Origin of the sequence: Citrobacter sp. wls829, assembly GCF_005280825.1 — a bacterium.
GTDB lineage: Bacteria > Pseudomonadota > Gammaproteobacteria > Enterobacterales > Enterobacteriaceae > Citrobacter > Citrobacter gillenii.
In genome coordinates, this window is sequence record NZ_SZWP01000047.1 from 20,871 (window position 1) to 37,309 (window position 16,439).

General features: G+C 53.0%; 15 protein-coding genes. 2 read left to right on the forward strand and 13 right to left on the reverse strand.

Features of this window, described 5'->3' with window-relative positions; genetic code table 11:
- Positions 1-187 precede the first annotated feature (187 nt).
- Positions 188-1,111, forward strand: a complete 924-nt coding sequence (locus tag FDW88_RS06860; protein ID WP_117342843.1) for a LysR substrate-binding domain-containing protein — start codon at positions 188-190, stop codon at positions 1,109-1,111.
- Between the two features lie 46 nt (positions 1,112-1,157).
- Here the strand turns inward: FDW88_RS06860 and FDW88_RS06865 are convergent, their stop codons facing one another.
- The 10 genes from FDW88_RS06865 to FDW88_RS06910 all read right to left on the reverse strand — a co-directional run bounded on the left by FDW88_RS06865 (position 1,158) and on the right by FDW88_RS06910 (position 12,438).
- Positions 1,158-2,846, reverse strand: a complete 1,689-nt coding sequence (locus tag FDW88_RS06865) for a methyl-accepting chemotaxis protein (RefSeq protein ID WP_115258431.1) — start codon at positions 2,844-2,846, stop codon at positions 1,158-1,160.
- Between the two features lie 169 nt (positions 2,847-3,015).
- Positions 3,016-4,134, reverse strand: a complete 1,119-nt coding sequence (locus tag FDW88_RS06870; RefSeq protein ID WP_096756948.1) for an S-(hydroxymethyl)glutathione dehydrogenase/class III alcohol dehydrogenase — start codon at positions 4,132-4,134, stop codon at positions 3,016-3,018.
- A gap of 32 nt (positions 4,135-4,166) precedes the next feature.
- A complete protein-coding gene (locus FDW88_RS06875; RefSeq protein WP_003833178.1) occupies positions 4,167-4,442 on the reverse strand; it encodes a metal/formaldehyde-sensitive transcriptional repressor in 276 nt (91 codons plus the stop codon).
- 168 nt (positions 4,443-4,610) lie between these two features.
- Positions 4,611-5,873, reverse strand: coding sequence for a Y-family DNA polymerase (locus tag FDW88_RS06880; protein WP_137362270.1), 1,263 nt, complete (start codon positions 5,871-5,873; stop codon positions 4,611-4,613).
- A 2-nt stretch (positions 5,874-5,875) separates the two neighbouring features.
- The gene (locus tag FDW88_RS06885; RefSeq protein ID WP_117342847.1) at positions 5,876-6,295 is read right to left on the reverse strand and encodes a translesion error-prone DNA polymerase V autoproteolytic subunit; all 420 of its coding nucleotides are present in this window, start codon (positions 6,293-6,295) and stop codon (positions 5,876-5,878) included.
- A 207-nt stretch (positions 6,296-6,502) separates the two neighbouring features.
- The gene (locus FDW88_RS06890; protein WP_137362271.1) at positions 6,503-7,609 is read right to left on the reverse strand and encodes a DUF4056 domain-containing protein; all 1,107 of its coding nucleotides are present in this window, start codon (positions 7,607-7,609) and stop codon (positions 6,503-6,505) included.
- Entirely contained in the window at positions 7,610-8,740 is a 1,131-nt protein-coding gene (locus FDW88_RS06895; RefSeq protein WP_137362272.1) for a BamA/TamA family outer membrane protein, read from the reverse strand.
- Positions 8,740-9,678, reverse strand: a complete 939-nt coding sequence (locus FDW88_RS06900) for a porin family protein (protein WP_161959023.1) — start codon at positions 9,676-9,678, stop codon at positions 8,740-8,742. The genes FDW88_RS06895 and FDW88_RS06900 overlap by 1 nt, the downstream gene beginning before the upstream one ends.
- Before the next feature lie 31 nt (positions 9,679-9,709).
- The gene (locus tag FDW88_RS06905) at positions 9,710-10,825 is read right to left on the reverse strand and encodes a BamA/TamA family outer membrane protein (RefSeq protein WP_164496614.1); all 1,116 of its coding nucleotides are present in this window, start codon (positions 10,823-10,825) and stop codon (positions 9,710-9,712) included.
- On the reverse strand, positions 10,822-12,438 hold the full coding sequence (locus FDW88_RS06910; protein WP_137362273.1) for a mechanosensitive ion channel family protein: 1,617 nt from the start codon (positions 12,436-12,438) through the stop codon (positions 10,822-10,824). Before FDW88_RS06910 ends, FDW88_RS06905 begins: the two co-directional genes overlap by 4 nt.
- Before the next feature lie 311 nt (positions 12,439-12,749).
- On the opposite strand from FDW88_RS06910, the gene FDW88_RS06915 reads away from it, so the two are divergent.
- Positions 12,750-13,658: a DMT family transporter gene (locus tag FDW88_RS06915; protein ID WP_137362274.1), complete on the forward strand. Its 909-nt coding sequence runs from the start codon at positions 12,750-12,752 to the stop codon at positions 13,656-13,658.
- A 49-nt stretch (positions 13,659-13,707) separates the two neighbouring features.
- Here FDW88_RS06915 and cybB read toward each other — a convergent pair whose 3' ends face one another.
- From cybB to FDW88_RS06930, 3 genes are all read right to left on the reverse strand, one after another.
- A complete protein-coding gene (cybB, locus tag FDW88_RS06920; protein ID WP_115258383.1) occupies positions 13,708-14,238 on the reverse strand; it encodes a cytochrome b561 in 531 nt (176 codons plus the stop codon).
- A gap of 161 nt (positions 14,239-14,399) precedes the next feature.
- Positions 14,400-15,299, reverse strand: a complete 900-nt coding sequence (locus FDW88_RS06925; protein WP_115258382.1) for a sugar phosphate isomerase/epimerase — start codon at positions 15,297-15,299, stop codon at positions 14,400-14,402.
- Positions 15,296-16,426 (reverse strand): Gfo/Idh/MocA family protein, encoded by a 1,131-nt coding sequence (locus FDW88_RS06930; protein ID WP_137362275.1) that lies wholly within the window; start codon positions 16,424-16,426, stop codon positions 15,296-15,298. Before FDW88_RS06930 ends, FDW88_RS06925 begins: the two co-directional genes overlap by 4 nt.
- Positions 16,427-16,439 lie beyond the last annotated feature (13 nt).

Consider the following 16,439-nt stretch of genomic DNA (forward strand, 5'->3'; position numbering starts at 1 on the left):
GCCAAAGTATACCGATCGGGTACATTCCCTTCCATGATCCCGCTGCGCAGTCAGGCAGTACAAAACATAAGCAAAATAAATCAGTTGTAAGTAAAATACGATAAATGTTAATAATATTTTGCTATCAGGTTATCAAAAACCAACAACTTTACTTGCTACCGATACGGCTCTGTTTTTAACATCGCTTATGGAAAAAAATGTTCTGTTCAATCAGCGTATTCGCTTGCGCCATCTTCACACTTTTGTCGCCGTTGCCCAACAGGGGACGCTGGGGCGCGCGGCTGAAACCCTAAACCTGAGTCAACCGGCTCTCTCCAAAACACTCAACGAACTGGAGCAACTGACCGGGACACGCCTCTTCGAGCGCGGTCGCCTTGGTGCGCAGTTAACGCTACCCGGCGAACAGTTTCTTACCCATGCGGTAAGAGTGCTGGACGCGCTCAATACGGCCGGTCAGGCATTAAATCGTCGGGAAGAAGCACATAATGATGTCGTGCGCATCGGAGCACTACCGACGGCTGCACTGGGTATTCTTCCCGCCGTCATTGGTCCGTTCCACAAGCAGCAAATGGAGACCACGCTGCAAGTTGCCACCATGAGTAACCCGATGATCCTCGCTGGGTTAAAATCCGGGGAAATCGATCTCGGCATTGGCCGGATGGCCGATGCGGAACTCATGGTCGGGCTAAACTACGAATTATTATTTCTCGAGTCGCTCAAGCTGGTAGTACGCCCTAACCACCCGCTGTTGCAGGAAACCATCACGCTAAGCCGGGTGATGGAGTGGCCGGTCGTGGTATCGCCAAAAGGTACAGCGCCGAGGCAGCATGCGGAAGCCCTGCTGCTAAGCCAGGGGTGTGAACTGCCACGAGGTTGTATTGAAACGCTGTCGGCATCGCTGTCGCGCCAGTTGACAGTGGATTACGACTACGTATGGTTTGTGCCGTCAGGCGCGGTGCGGGAAGATTTACGCCAGGCCACACTGGTGTCATTACCGATACCGTCGCAAGGATCCGGCGAACCCATTGGCATTTTGACCCGTAGCGACGTTCAGCTCTCTACCGCCGCACAGATCCTCATCGCCGCGATCCGCAAAACTGTCCCGTTTTGATCTTTCCCGCCGCCAAAAATAAAGGGACCCGCGGGTCCCTTTATCGTTAAAACGTTTCCCAATTCTCACCGTGGGATGGCGACGTTTGCGGCGACGAATAAACCGGTGTGGCAGCAAGGGGCGCGCGTTTTTTCACGCTGCCGCCCTGCAAGCGAAAGGTGCCAACCGCCTGGGTTAAACGTGCAGCCTGCTCCTCCAGCGAGGCCGCAGCAGCAGACGCTTCTTCGACCAGCGAAGCGTTTTGCTGCGTGACTTTGTCCATCTCTGAAATCGCCTGGCTCACCTGCACGATGCCCCGACTTTGCTCATCGGAGGCGGCAGCAATCTCCAGCATAATATCGGTCACGCGTTTTACCGCATCGACGATATCCGTCATGGTATTGCCTGCAGCCACCACTTCCCCGGAGCCTTGATCAATCAGCCGTACGGATTCGCTGATTAATCCTTCAATCTCTTTTGCTGCCTGGGCACTACGGCTTGCCAGTGTACGCACTTCGCTGGCCACCACCGCAAAGCCGCGCCCTTGCTCGCCTGCTCGCGCCGCTTCCACCGCCGCATTCAGCGCCAGGATGTTGGTCTGGAAAGCAATGCTGTTGATGACGGCGGTAATTTCAGAGATTTTCTTCGAGCTGGTCGAAATGTTGCCCATGGTATGCACCACGCCAGAAACCATCTGACCACCCCGACTGGCTTTGCCAGAAGCATCTTCCGCCAGTTTACTGGCATGATGTGCATTATCGGCGTTCTGTTTCACCGTAGCCGTCAGCTCTTCCATACTGGCCGCCGTCTGTTCAATCGCCGCAGCCTGCTCTTCCGTACGCGATGACAGGTCCGTATTCCCCATAGAGATTTCACTGGTCCCGCGATAGATTTCTTCTGCCCCCTGACGCACGGTTCCCACGGTTTTTACCAGCGAATGCTGCATGGCCTGCAAATGACGGCTCAAACGACCAATCTCGCTGCGCCCGGTGGGCTCATCCTGCATGGTCAGATCGCCCGCTGAGATTTGCTCAATGCGTTGGGCGGCACGCAGCAGCGGATGGATCACGGTACGACGCAGCACCATAAACGTCATCAGCGTCAATGCCAGTGCCAGACCGAATGCGCCCAGCATAAAGACCATGCCAATTTGTGTCCGATGATGGGCCTGCTCACTGAGCTGGTTTGCCCTTGCGGTGCGGATCTCAATGGCCTTCAGCAGCGCTTTGTTGTAGGCGGTATCCAGCGGTCTGGCCTGTTCATTTTCATGGTTAATGATCGCTTCAAACATGCCGTTTTTGGCGTACTTGAGCATCGGCTGCAAACCGTCGATATAGGCTTTGAAACTGGCGCTCAGTTCAGCGTCCAGCGCTTCATCTGCCGGCGTTTTCACCGCCCGAGACAGATAGGCATTAAAGCCCTCCTGCGACTGCTTAATCCGCTTTTCCGCCTCCGCAATATTGGCCTTCATATCGTCCATTTCGGCAATACGACTCGCCGCACCAGCATGGATCATATTGATACGCGAGGTGCGCAAGTGGTTAGAGCTGTTCGATAACCCCATCCTGACCTGAATTTCATCAGTCACATCGCGCTGATCGCGGTCGGCCTGCATAAGAAAATAGCTCGCCAGCCCGGAACTTAAGGCGAACAGCAGAAGGATGCCACCGAGAATGGAGGAAAACAGCGGAACCAGTCGGATTTGATGCAGGAAGCCCAGTTTATGCTGGGCCTGCATCGATGTTGTGTTGTCCATGACCGTCGACTCTCTTGTAGGGTTTATGCGTGAAAACACGCCCGATAGATAGTCATCGGCAATCCGCCAGGATTGCTTACCGCGAAAAGCGCCGGTTTCGTCACACTTTCACAACATCATTCTAAAAAATTCAGGAAAGTGCCAGCGGAGAGTTCCGCTGGCGGATGGATCAGTTATCGCCAAAGTGGATAACAGTACGAATAGACTTACCCTGATGCATTAAATCGAACGCCTCGTTGATCTGCTCCAGCGGCAGGCGATGCGTAATAAACGGATCTAACTGAATTTTCCCGCTCATTGCGTCTTCGACCATGCCCGGCAGCTGCGTACGCCCTTTTACACCACCAAATGCGGAGCCGCGCCAGACGCGTCCGGTCACCAGCTGGAACGGACGTGTTTTGATCTCCTGCCCAGCGCCCGCCACGCCAATGATGATGCTCTCGCCCCACCCTTTGTGGCAGCACTCCAGCGCAGCACGCATCACGTTCACATTACCGATGCATTCAAAGCTGAAGTCCACGCCGCCGTCGGTAAGCTCAACAATCACGTCCTGCACCGGCTTATCGTAATCGTTCGGATTGATGAAATCGGTCGCACCCATTTCACCGGCCAGCTTGAATTTCTCCGGGTTGGTATCGACCGCTAAAATGCGCCCGGCTTTCGCCTGTACCGCGCCCTGGATCACCGCCAGACCGATACCGCCCAGACCAAACACCGCCACGGTGTCGCCTTCTTTTACTTTTGCCGTGTTATGGACGGCGCCTATCCCGGTGGTAACGCCACAGCCCAGCAGACAGACTTTGTCCAGCGGTGCCTGTGGATTGACCTTCGCCAGCGAGATCTCTGCGCACACGGTATATTCACTGAAGGTGCTGGTGCCCATGTAGTGATAAATCGGCTCGCCGTTGTAAGAAAAACGCGTTGTGCCGTCTGGCATCAGACCTTTACCCTGGGTCGCGCGCACGGCCTGACAGAGGTTGGTTTTGCCCGATTTACAGAACTTACACTCGCCACATTCGGCGGTGTACAGCGGAATCACATGGTCACCCGGTTGCAGGCTGGTGACGCCTTCGCCCACTTCAACCACAATGCCGCCGCCTTCATGGCCCAGTACTGCCGGGAATACACCTTCCGGATCGTCGCCCGAGAGCGTAAATGCGTCTGTATGGCACACACCGGTGTGGGTGATTTTAACCAGCACTTCCCCTTTTTTTGGCGGCGCGACGTCGATTTCGACAATTTTTAACGGTTGGCCGGGGCCAAATGCAACTGCAGCACGTGATTTCATTTGTCTCTTCCCATTATTGCGAGGTGATGGTGTTATTTTAGATAAGCGCGCAGAAGATGGCCGATTTCAGCCATACGCACGGCACGCTGGTCCGGGGTGGTCTCCCCACTGACCAGTTCATCCTTCAGGTGGATCTCAACCATTTCGCCCATCAGGCCGTTGGATGCGCCGCGTACGGCGGCAATTTGTTGCAGGATCGCCAGACAGGGTTCGCCTGACTCCAGCGCGCGCTCGAGCGCATCAACCTGCCCACGAATACGTCGTACACGAGTGAGAATGCGTTTTTTATCTTCAGGTGAATGCGGCATACGCCCTCCGGATACTATAGGGGGGTATGGTATTTCATTTAATAGCCCCGTGTAAACGGTGAAATTTATGGGGTCATGAGGAGAGGCGCCATTGACCACCAGTATCGGGTAATTAAATAAATGCGAGGCGTCTCCAGAAAATAAATAACATCTCCCTGTTTTATACAATCAACTCACCCGCAGCAAATCCGCAAAACGCGTGGTATATCGTGGGGATAGCATTCCTCGTTTCATTTTCCACTGCTGTTCTATTCCCTGCCCGGCAAACCAGAGCGTTCCGCGCCCTTCTTTATTGAGCCGATCCACCACGGTCATCAACTCCGCGCTGTTGCGTCGAGGGCCATTGTCATCAAACAGATTCAACTGTGCCACGCCTGAACTGAAAAAATCCCCCAGCATCACGCCCGCTTTTTGATAGCGCAGTCCGTCTCGCCAGATAACGTCCAGGCAGCGTGTTGCCGCATTGATAATATCCCGACTATCCTGGGTGGGGATCAGCAATTTGGTCGACGCGCTATTAGCATAATAAGGTTCATTCGGGGCAAATGGACTGGTTTTAATAAACGCAGAGATAAACTGACAATACTGGTGTTCCCCGCGCAATTTTTCTGCTGCACGCGCGGCATAGGCGCAAATCGCCTCCCGCATGGCGTTGTAATCCGTGAGCCTCTCACCAAACGATCTTGAGCAGATGATTTCCTGCTTCACCGCTGCAAACTCTTCAAAACCCAGGCAGGGTTCACCGCGTAGTTCACGTACGGTACGCTCCAGTACCACGCTGAAATGCTTGCGGATAACGTCAGTGTGGGTATCCGCCAGATCCAGCGCACTCTTGATACCCATCGCGTCGAGTTTCTTGCTGGTACGGCGACCAACGCCCCAAACATCATCGACCGGAAGCGCCGCCATCAGCTTACGCTGGCGTTCCCTGTTCGAGAGGTCCACTACGCCGCCCGTCTGCTGTTGCCACTTTTTGGCCGCATGGTTCGCCAGCTTCGCGAGGGTTTTGGTGGGCGCAATACCTACGCCGACGAGCAGATGTGTGCGCTTGTGCAGCGTGCGTCGAATTTCACGTCCAAACGCCGCCAAATTGCAGCAATTCATAACCCCAGAGAGATCGCAAAACGCCTCATCAATTGAGTAGATCTCCACCCGTGGCGCGATCTCTTCCAGGGTGGTCATCACCCGCTGGCTCATATCGGCGTACAATTCATAGTTGCTGCTGAAGGTAACAATCCCGTGCCGGCGGAAAATTTCTTTCTGTTTGAAATAAGGTGCGCCCATTGTTACCAGCCCTTTGGCTTCGGCGCTGCGGGCAATGACGCAGCCGTCGTTATTCGATAGCACCACCACCGGGCGGCCTTTCAAATCCGGGCGAAACACGGTCTCACAGCTGGCATAGAATGCATTTACATCACAGAGCGCAAACATACTCACCCCGTCGATTTGACGATAAAAGTCACAACACCAAAGATATCGAGCGTATCTTCACTGCTGATCCGAATCGGTGACCAGGCGCGGTTCATCGGATTAAGCTGCACGGTAGGTCTGAGCTGGAGACATTTTACTGTAAACTCACCGTCCACCGCGGCAATCACAATATCCCCGTGAGCGGCGGTTCTGGCGCTGTCAACAATCAACAGATCGCCCTCATTGATCCCGGCATCAACCATCGAATCGCCTGCCGCTTTCACAAAGTAGGTCGCGCTGGGGTGCTTGATCAACAAGGCATTCAGATCAATACGCTGCTCCACGTAGTCCTGTGCCGGGCTGGGGAACCCGCACGCGACAACATCACTGAAAAGGGGTAGCGCGATCGCCTCGCGCGGTTCTGAAGGTCTGTACAACATCATGACGCATCCCTCACATACTGTTTTTATATACAGTAGTTGTAGTGAAGCATGCAATCAAGTGATGGGAAGACGGGCGCTGTTTATTGCTTAACCACCTCACGTGTAAGTATGGGTTGCGGTTAAAAATATCGGTTTTGTAAATTATTTCGGGAGGCCCAAATGTTGACGTTTTTTCAGCCAACCACACCACCGCTGCGCTGAATTTAACTATTTCTGAAACCGTTCACGTTGTGTTTTATCCGCCTCTTCTGCCTGGTTTGCCAACGGCTGGAATTGAGCCGGACCATAAAATACTTTTGGTAAAGGAAGTGATTCCATCGACGTTCCCGGATATATTTGCAATTCCCCCAGTCGAGACAACTGATACCCCAACACCACGGCGGGCATTGTGAGCATATAAGGTGCCGTTTTTTCGTAAGAGACCGGGGTCGGTAAGCGATTGTGGTCGAGATTATAGTTACGCTTCAGCACCAGAAATTTATCAGGCACCCTGCGTTTGCTATTCCACCAGTCACCGTCCAACTCACGAAACTTTCTTTCGGTTTCGGTTCCGGTGACCACCCCGAGCTGCAATAGCGCATGGCGCAGTTCACCGTCCATCGCGGCGTTATAAGCATCGATAGTTTCTGCTTTTCCTTGCAAAATCACGTTGATGGCAAGCCGTGCCCCCAAAAGATTTGAATATAAATCTTCCGGTGAAAATGCAGATATCTCTTCGGAAAATCCGGGAACAGACTGAAAACCGTACCATTGTGCAATTTCGTGCCACTGTGCCAACTGAAACGCCAGATGGCCTGCCAGCCAGGCCGCCAGGGTATAGCGCTGGGACAGTGAAGACGGCGGCGTAAATGCTAGGAGCTGCACTCGGCGAACGCCCAACTCTTCACTGTAGAAATAACGCCAGCGCTGACCCAGTTTGGGAAGAATACGCGAGAAAATATAGAACGTATTATCCGCCGTATCGCGAACATGGGCGATATCAATAAACCCACCGCGATGGGTATAAATAAGACCGCTTTTTTCTGCGCTGAGCCCGACAATATTCTTCACGGCACCCAACGCACTATCGTTATAATGATGGCTACCCAGCGTATCCAGGGTCAGGACGTTGCCAATCTGGTAAACCGGAATCGGGACCCCAACCGCTCGGACGTGAAGATCATAGCCAAACGCACAGCAAGGACGTAACGACTCCGGCGGTGAAAGCTGACTGACGACCGGGTAAACCTTGCGCGCGTACTTTATCGGAAACAGGTCCCCTTCTGCACAGGCCAAACCCGCCACCAACCACAAAAACATTAACCCTTTACGCATTCAGAAAGCCTCCGCAACCTGAAAATAAAAACCGGCACTTTCTTTACCAAACCCCAGATCCAGACGCACGTTCATCGCGGGCTTCACTTCAAACCGATATCCCACGCCTGCCGTGGGTAACAACGGATGATCGTCCAGCGCGCTGATGTTTTTTCCCAGCGTCCCGGCACCCAGCCACAATACAAATCCGTGTCGCCAGTTCAGCTTTCGTCGGTACTCTACCTGCCCACTGACAACGTCGTTGTCCCGGTAGCGGCCCTGATAATAGCCACGCATCCGCCGATCGTCGCCAGCCATCGACAACCGATCCCAGGGAACATCCCCTCGCGTAAAACGGCCCCAGAGATCAAAGGCCAATACCGTTTTTTCATTCAGTAAGTGGTAGTAATCGTATTGCCACTCGGTTGCGTTGAAATGGGTGTCAGACCCTACCGATGGATCGAACCAGGTGTATTCCACTTTAAAGAACTGTCCTCGTTGCGGGCGAGTGATCGCATCGCGAGAATCGTAATTCAGGCTGATGCTGGCACCCGATGCAAGTGAGGAGGACTGCGCGTCATAGCGTGTAAAGGTGTCATCCGCGCGGGGATCATCAATAGTCGCGTGCAACGTTGAAAAGTCCCAACCGGCGCCAAGATAAAGATTTTTAACGACCTCCCGCATAATAATCGGATGCACGCGGATGGCGTTATTGGTGTACTCCTGCTCATTGCCCTGCGCCGCATCGTAGCCAATGCCCCAGAAACCAGTCGGCACTCTGTTCACCGAACCGTCAATAAACAGTCGCCAACGATCGTCAGTAAAAAAGGTGTAACTGCTTAACCCAATCCCTAATGCGCCGCTGCTACTGACATAGCCGGTAAAAGACAGCGACGAGTTCTGGGTGGTTTTATCATTGGGATCGACCCGATAAATTCCCGCCACGGCCATCCCCAGACCTAGCCTGAGCTCAGGGGTATAAAACGGGCCCGGCAACACGCTCCAGTTAACGCCCTTCTGCGGATCATAGTGGTTATCGGCCCCCAGTCCGGAAAGCAGTTTATCTACTGATTTTTGATCCAGCGCTACTGCCGCCGAAGGCCAAGCGGTCAGCGTCAGTGACAATGTCAGCATGATGCGATGGGGTCTCATCAGAAACGGTACTCTCCCGCCACGAAGAAACTGTTACGCTCATTGAAACCGAATTCTGTGAGGACATTAAATTGCGGCGTCATTTCAAACTGGGTACCAATCAGCATATTCCAGGGTGATGTTAGCTTCTGTTTAACATCAAACCGCCCTTCATTATTCTGGTTCACGGTGTCAATGAGCGGTTGCAGTGCAGCGGGCATATGCAAGTCGGAAAGGCTGCCCCGGAACTCCTGCTGAACATTCTGGTACATACTCCCCAGCCAGACGCTAAGGTGAGACTCTCCGACGGGCCCCTGGAAACGAAAACGGTATCCCACCCGAGGTGACACCGTTAGCGCCGAAATTTTGCCATCCAGAATGTCGAAATCAGTACGGGTGTAGTTGGTGTCCACTAGCGCAAACCAATTTTCATATCCGCCCGCCAGCGTGATCCCGGTTCCCCAGGTCGTGCCTTTGAAGTCGAGAGTAAAATCGATATCCTGCAATTCACCACTCTGATAAAGCTGATGCACCGACGAGGCAATCACCCTGTCAATACCGGAATAGCGTGTCGGATCGGCATCGACGGAAACGTTCGATACCGATGAACCGCGCGTATGTCCCACTAACCCGTAGATATTGAGAAACGGAAACACCCACATATCGATACGCAGGTTTTCTGATTTACTTTGCTCACGGGTATGCCCGGCATCAATATTAAACATATCGGTCGGGATCGCATGGTTACCCAACGCCAGCCCTGAAAAACCAATGCTGTCGACGTCAATGTTCTGGCGCATATTCATATAGCTGAGATTGACGCCAAACGGCAACGGAATCGAGTATCCACGGGCTTTGGCCTCTTCTCCCCAGATGGGAAAGGTGCGCTCTTCCGTATCCGCGGCACACGCCACACCAGAAACCAGCAGAAGCGGCACCATCGTATTAGTCCATCTCATTATTATCCTCATTTATGTCTCGCTTCATTGGTTACAGGCCAGCGCCCACATTGAAGTAAACCGCCTCTTCGTTGTCACTAAGGGCAACATCAATGCCGGTATGCAGACCGTATTCCCGGGCGATTAAATAGCGGAATCCCGCGCCCCAACCAACTTCGGTGCTGGAGTAAAGATCGCCTGCATTGTCGGTAGCACTCCCCGCGCCTACGAATCCCTGAACAATCCAGCGCGACGTCATTTGCCAGGCAAGCTGTGTTTGCACGGTGCTGACATCATTGCCTTGATAGCGATAACGGGAGATCCCACGCAGCGCGATATAAGGACGCGTCATCGGCGGGAGATGTTGGTCATGTCGGGACAGCATTTGATAATTAGTTGCCAGAGAAAGCGTCCAGTCCCGACTTAGCGGCAGGAAAAATTTGCCATCAAGCGTCAGTAAATCGTAGCGGTAATCGCCCCCAAGGTAGTGACCGTAAAACTGATATTCACCGCTGAGCGACACACCGTGTCCCGGCCAGAAAAAGTTATCGGTGGTATCGTATTCTGCGACAATCCCTAAGCCCGATGACGTGCTGCTGTCACCGAGGACGTGTTTCCAGACGCGGTCGATAACCGGGTTATTTCGCGCAGAAATATCCATTTTCGCCCAAAACTGTGAGGCCCCTAAAAACACCGGAGAATCACCGACACGAAACAATAACTTTTGTATCCCGCCATAACCTTTGGTCTCAGTTTCAATCGCGCGATTGTTGCCGAAACCCGCGAGGTCACCCGAATAGATATCCAGATCGATATTTGCGTAACCTGCCGCAATAAAGTAACGAATATGATCGTCCGTCCAGGTATGCCGGTGGCCGCCCCCCACAAACCAGGTACCGTTATCCGTCGCGCCGCCGCCCAGCGCGGTCATGGCAGGGGGAATGAATTGCCCGTCAACCTGCTGGCCTTTTCCATGAAGAAATAAACCAAACACGCCGCCGCCATAGCCCACGGCAGGTTCTGTAATCACCACAGGGATGGGTAAAAAGCCGTACCGGTTTTCTTGCAAATAGCGGCTCATATCCAGCATCCCATCTTCAGGATCGATCAGGCCAACGGCGTGCGCTTGTCCGCAGAAAATCAGCAGCAAAAGGGAGGTTTTTTTCATGGTGCGGTTCCTTCCGGCGGTATGGCAGGCGCGGCATACCAGTTTTCTTTCGGCACCCTCACCGCATCATCGGGTTGCAACACAAAATTCGGCGACATGATCTGTACGTTAAATTCGTTGAACACATCCTGAATATGGCTGTACAACGCGTTGCGCGCCTCAGCCAATGACTGCCCCGGTAGTAACCTGACCTGCAATTCATAAGAGACATACCAGTCCATTAACGCCAACTGGCGCACAAGCGGCGGCTGGGATAGATCGATTCCTTTTGCCCGCTTGGCGGCCAGTTCCAGCATGGCATGCACCTGCCGCCAGGGGGGGTCATAACCGATGGTGACACCGACGGTCAGATTGATACCGCCCCCCGAGTTTTGTGCGCTGAGATTGGTAATTTTGCCGCTGACCACCACCGCGTTCGGCACCGTGACGACGTAATTTTCACGGGTAATGATTTTGGTAGCGAGCATGCCTATCTCGCTCACCAACCCTTCGTTATCCGCAACGCGAATAACGTCACCTTTACGCAGGGCGCGGGAGTAGATCAGCACCAGCCCGCTCATGGCATGATTCATTACCCCTGCCGACCCGAGTGTCAGCATCAGACCAAAGAACACGCTAATCCCTTTGAACGCCAGTGAATTGGCACCAGGAAGGAAGGGATAGGCTGCTGAAAGGGCGAACAACCACACCACCACGGAAATCAGCTTACGCGTCGCCCCCACGGTTTCAGGGTGAATACCGGGAAGTTGTAAGCGCCCTGCTTCTACCTGATTAAGTACAACTTTAAGCAGCTTAAGAATAAACGCGGTGATAAGAACAATAATCAGGACAATCATCAGCCCCGGTAATGCCGACGCAATCGACAGCGCGATTTCACGCAGCACCCGTATCGACCAATCACCCAAAGATGTCCCCCAGACACGCGTCCAGGGAAACAGGCTAAATACCCAACTGAGCCAGACATACAACGCGACTATGCCCAGCAGAATCATCAATAAGGCATACAAACGTGCCTCGATTGCACCAGTAAAATGCCGCCAGCGCTGGGGGAGCCAGCTTCTGTTGGCAATGATTCGACGCCGGTAATAACGGCGAACCCATCGCCATGAACGGTACGCGCCATAGAAAAAAAGAATCAGCCCCAGCAATCCCGCGGCTGTTTTCACCGCAGACAGCGCCAGCCAACCGCCGTCAAATTGATCGCGCAACGCCGTCCGCTGGGTCTCCATGCGCACCAGCACCCGCTGAGCGGCCTGATCGAGGGTCAGATCGTCGCCTTCATCCAGATCGGCTTGCGCCAGCAGCAGCAGCGGTTTGCCGTTCATGACGATCAGCCTTCCCGGCTGGTTGTAGCGGGTTATTGGCACAATTTTCAGCGGTTCACGCAGGTCCGCCTGCGTAAAATTACGCAGCGTATTATGGATGCGCAACACCCGCTCTTCTGGCGTGGTTAAGCCAAATTTTGCCTGCAGCATCACAATCGGCTGGTGAAAGATATACACCGTCCGCGCACGTTCCTGTTCCGATGGCTGCTGTCGGGGCTCCGCCGCGAATGAGGGAAAAGCCAGAGCGCTAATAAAACCCATCAAAAAAATGAGCAGTACCTTGTTCATACTCACCATCCCGCATGTGTAAACATACTGACCAACACTGTCCGCTTAAATGGAACGGTCTTGAGCATGGTGGAACTCCTTTCATTAGCGGCAAAAAAAGTATAGGAAACAAATTGATGAAAGACGCAGTTAAAAAAAACAATATTTTTACAATTTTAAACATATCAATATTGTTTATAAAAAAGTGCATGCATGATTAGTAGTCTATTGATTAGAAAGGAGGTAATAAAAAACAATGATTTTTCGATAAACGGTATCGCGGTCATAAACCGGGTATAGTGGCGCCATAAAATCATTAAAACGGATACACCATGAGCACTGCAGGGAAAAGTAACCCACTGGCGATTGGCGGCCTGGTCGCCTTGACGCTCATCTGGAGCTACAGCTGGATCGCCATGAAACAGGTCACGCTGTACATCGGCTCGTTCGACTTCACTGCCCTACGCTGCACTTTCGGCGCACTGGTCTTATTTATTGTCCTGATGCTTCGAGGCCGAGGGATGCGCCCGACGCCTTTCCGCTTTACGCTGGCAATTGCTTTGTTGCAGACCTGCGGCATGGTTGGGCTGTCGCAATGGGCGCTGGTCAGCGGCGGGGCTGGTAAGGTCGCGATCCTGAGCTATACCATGCCATTCTGGGTGGTGATTATGGCGGCCATGTTTTTGGGCGAACGCATGCGGCGTATACAGTATGCCGCGATTGCGGTAGCGGCATCCGGACTGCTGCTGGTTTTACAGCCGTGGCAGATGGACTTCACCTCAATGAAAAGTGCGTTGCTGGCGATCCTGTCGGGGATCAGTTGGGGGGCGAGCGCCATTGTCGCCAAGCGCATGTATGCCCGTCATCCGAATATCGATCTGCTCGCGCTAACCTCATGGCAGATGCTGTATGCCGCACTGGTAATGAGCCTGGTGGCCTTCCTGGTCCCTCAGCGCAGCCCTGACTGGCAGCCGGTGGTCTTCTGGGCGTTAGGCTATAGCGCCATACTGGCAACGGCGCTGGCATGGAGTTTATGGCTGTTTGTCCTGCGTAATTTACCTGCCAGTATTGCCAGTTTAAGCACATTGGCGGTACCCGTTTGCGGGGTCCTGTTTTCCTGGTGGCTGCTGGGTGAAGAGCCCGGCGTAGTTGAAGGGAGCGGGATTGTATTGATTGTTGTGGCGCTGGCGATCGTCAGTCTGAAAAAACGGTCCCCTCAGGTGCAGAGCATCAAAAAATAAGTGGCCCAAAACACACGCCCCGCATAATGCGGGGCGTTGATTATCGACATTACGAACGCTTGCGCGGCATCATGCGTAGCAGGGTATTATCCCGCCAAAAATAGTGATGCATCAGGGCGGCGGCGGCATGAAGACCAATGACAAAATAGCCCAGTTTTGCCAGCGTCACATGCCAGGACTTCAGCATATCCACAATATCAAAGTTGGCTTCTGTCGCATGTGGCATAACGATGCCAAAGGCGATCCACGGATTCCCTCGGTTGTACATCATCACCAGACCAATTATCGGCAGGACGATGAACAACAGATAAATAACCAGATGCCCAAGATGCGCCATACCGGTCATCATTGGCTTCGGTTTTGGCACAATCGGCGGCGTCGGATATTTAAGTCTGACCAGCAGGCGCGTTACCATCAGCGCTAAAATCGTGATGCCGCAGGACACGTGTACCATGTTGAACCCGGGGCGATAGCTGCGCGGGAAAAATCCGCGGAGTTCCATGGCACAGTAGGTCACAATCACCAATAAAAAAACCAGCCAGTGGATGCCAATTTGCAGGCCAGAATACTTATTCCCCATAACACTTCCTGAGTAAAAACAATAATGCGTCAACATAACCAGCTTTTGTTAAAAACTCATTAACTTTGTTAGATCCTTTTCCGTTGATTACGTGTAACCGCAAAAAATAACGATTGCCGGTACCCCGCCAGTACAGCGGAATACCGGTTGCAGATGAAGCATTACGTCCCGGTCACCATCAGTACGTCATCGACAAAATTTTTGGCGCGCGGAATATCCGACTCATCCACATGTTCAATAATCAGCGGAATATTCGGATGGTTTTTAGCGAGTAGTTCCACATACAGCAGATAGTTGAGTGACCCGAGGCCGGCAGCCGGCAGTTCCACCGAACCGGCCCCACGGAAGCTGTTATGCTCCGCAGCTCCGTCGCCGAATTTCTCAATAACCACATCAGTTTTTTTGCAGTCCTTGGCGTGGGCAATTTTAATTTTACCGTCGAGCACGTTGAAGATGCTGTGTAGTGTTTCATCAATAGCATCAATGTTTTTGTCGTCGAAATAGTTGGTGGGATCCAACGCCAGCCCAAGCCCTGGATGTTCAACATCACGCATCAACCGCGCAACCTGGCTTACCGAACCGATGATGTTGTTGACGTAGTTTTCCACCAGGAAAACCGCCCCATGCTCCCAGGCAAAGGTCGCCAGCTCTCGGGCGATACTTTTGAATTCCTGATACGCCTCTTCGGTGCTGTTTTGGGGATCGTATAGCCAGTCGCTGTCGACGTTATAAGTCCCTGTTTCGCTGATCACATACGGCGTACCAAAATCCCTTGCATGCGCCAGGATCTCTTTTACCGCTGCGATGTTCTCCGCGCGTTTTACCGGATCAGGATGCACGAGATTGGTATAAGCTGAAATGGCAACAATGGGCAGATTCGCCTGACGAAACGCGTCACGCACCTGGTGCGCTTTCTGTTTGGTAATGTGTCCACGGCTGAGATCAATATCAGTGAATTCGAGGTCGAGCTGTACGCAGCCCATGCCCGCCTGCTTAATCTTCGCAATGGTCTCTTCCAGCGTGTAAGGGTAATAACCGGTAAAAATGCCGACGTTAATCATTTTGTATTCTCCTGAAGGATTTCATTGAGATAAACCGTTCGTTCTTCCTGTATTGAGAGGTAACAGGCTTCAATACAGGCCAGCGTGCCTACGTTATCTTTTGCGCTGATGTCCGGTTCGACGCCGTGCTCCAGAGCGCACATCAGGTTCGCCATGGTGCCGATAAACGCATCCGGGAACCACTGACGTTCCCATTGCGGCATCACCCAGCGATCCGGGTAGTCGCGCAATGCAAGTTTCAACGTGCTGCCGCAATACTCCGGCGGTCGGCGGTGCCAGCCGAAATCACCTTCTGCCAGCCCATCGGTTCCTTCCACACGCCAGTTGATGTAGTTGTTTTTGGCACAGGGTTCCCCCGGCCAGGCCCAGACATCATCCAGGCTGGTCGCGATCAGGCCATTGGCATACTGGAAGGTGTATTGCGTAATACCATCGGTGTGCTCAAAGGTGGTTCGCGGATCAGTGCGGCACACAGCGGTCACTTTTATCGGATGACCAAATAAAAAGCGGAAGGCATCGATATGGTGAATCGCCATCGCATACAGCTCGAGCTTTTTGTATTGCTGCAGGAAGTGCTGCCAGTCGGGTATAGCGCGCATATCAATACTGGCAATCACCGGCGTGCCGATGAGTTGATTATCGAGAATGTACTTCAGCGCCCGCATTGATGGGTCATAGCGCATATTGGAGTTCACTGCGATGGGAATACCACTCTGTTGACTCAGCCGCACGATTTCACGCCCGGCCTCCAGCGACATCGCCAGCGGTTTCTGACAAAGAATGGCTTTCACGTTTTTCGCCGGGGAATCTTTAGCGCAGATAAAGCGCACGATCTCTAACTGAATATGCGGCGGTACAGCGATATCAATAATCTCAATCTGCGGATCACACACCATCTCCTTCCAGGATGCATACACTTTCGGGATGGCAAACATGTCGGACAGGCGCTGGCTATGGGTGGTATCCAGCGAAGTGATACCGTAGGTCGTAAAACCGGCTTTCTGATACGCCACCAGATGGCAGTGCTCAACAATAAAGCCGGCCCCGATAATACCGATTCTATAATCTTTTCTCTGCGGTAACGCCGGACGAGTCGCCTGTTCTAATAAGCGTTCTAACGAATCCATGATGCCCCCGTTG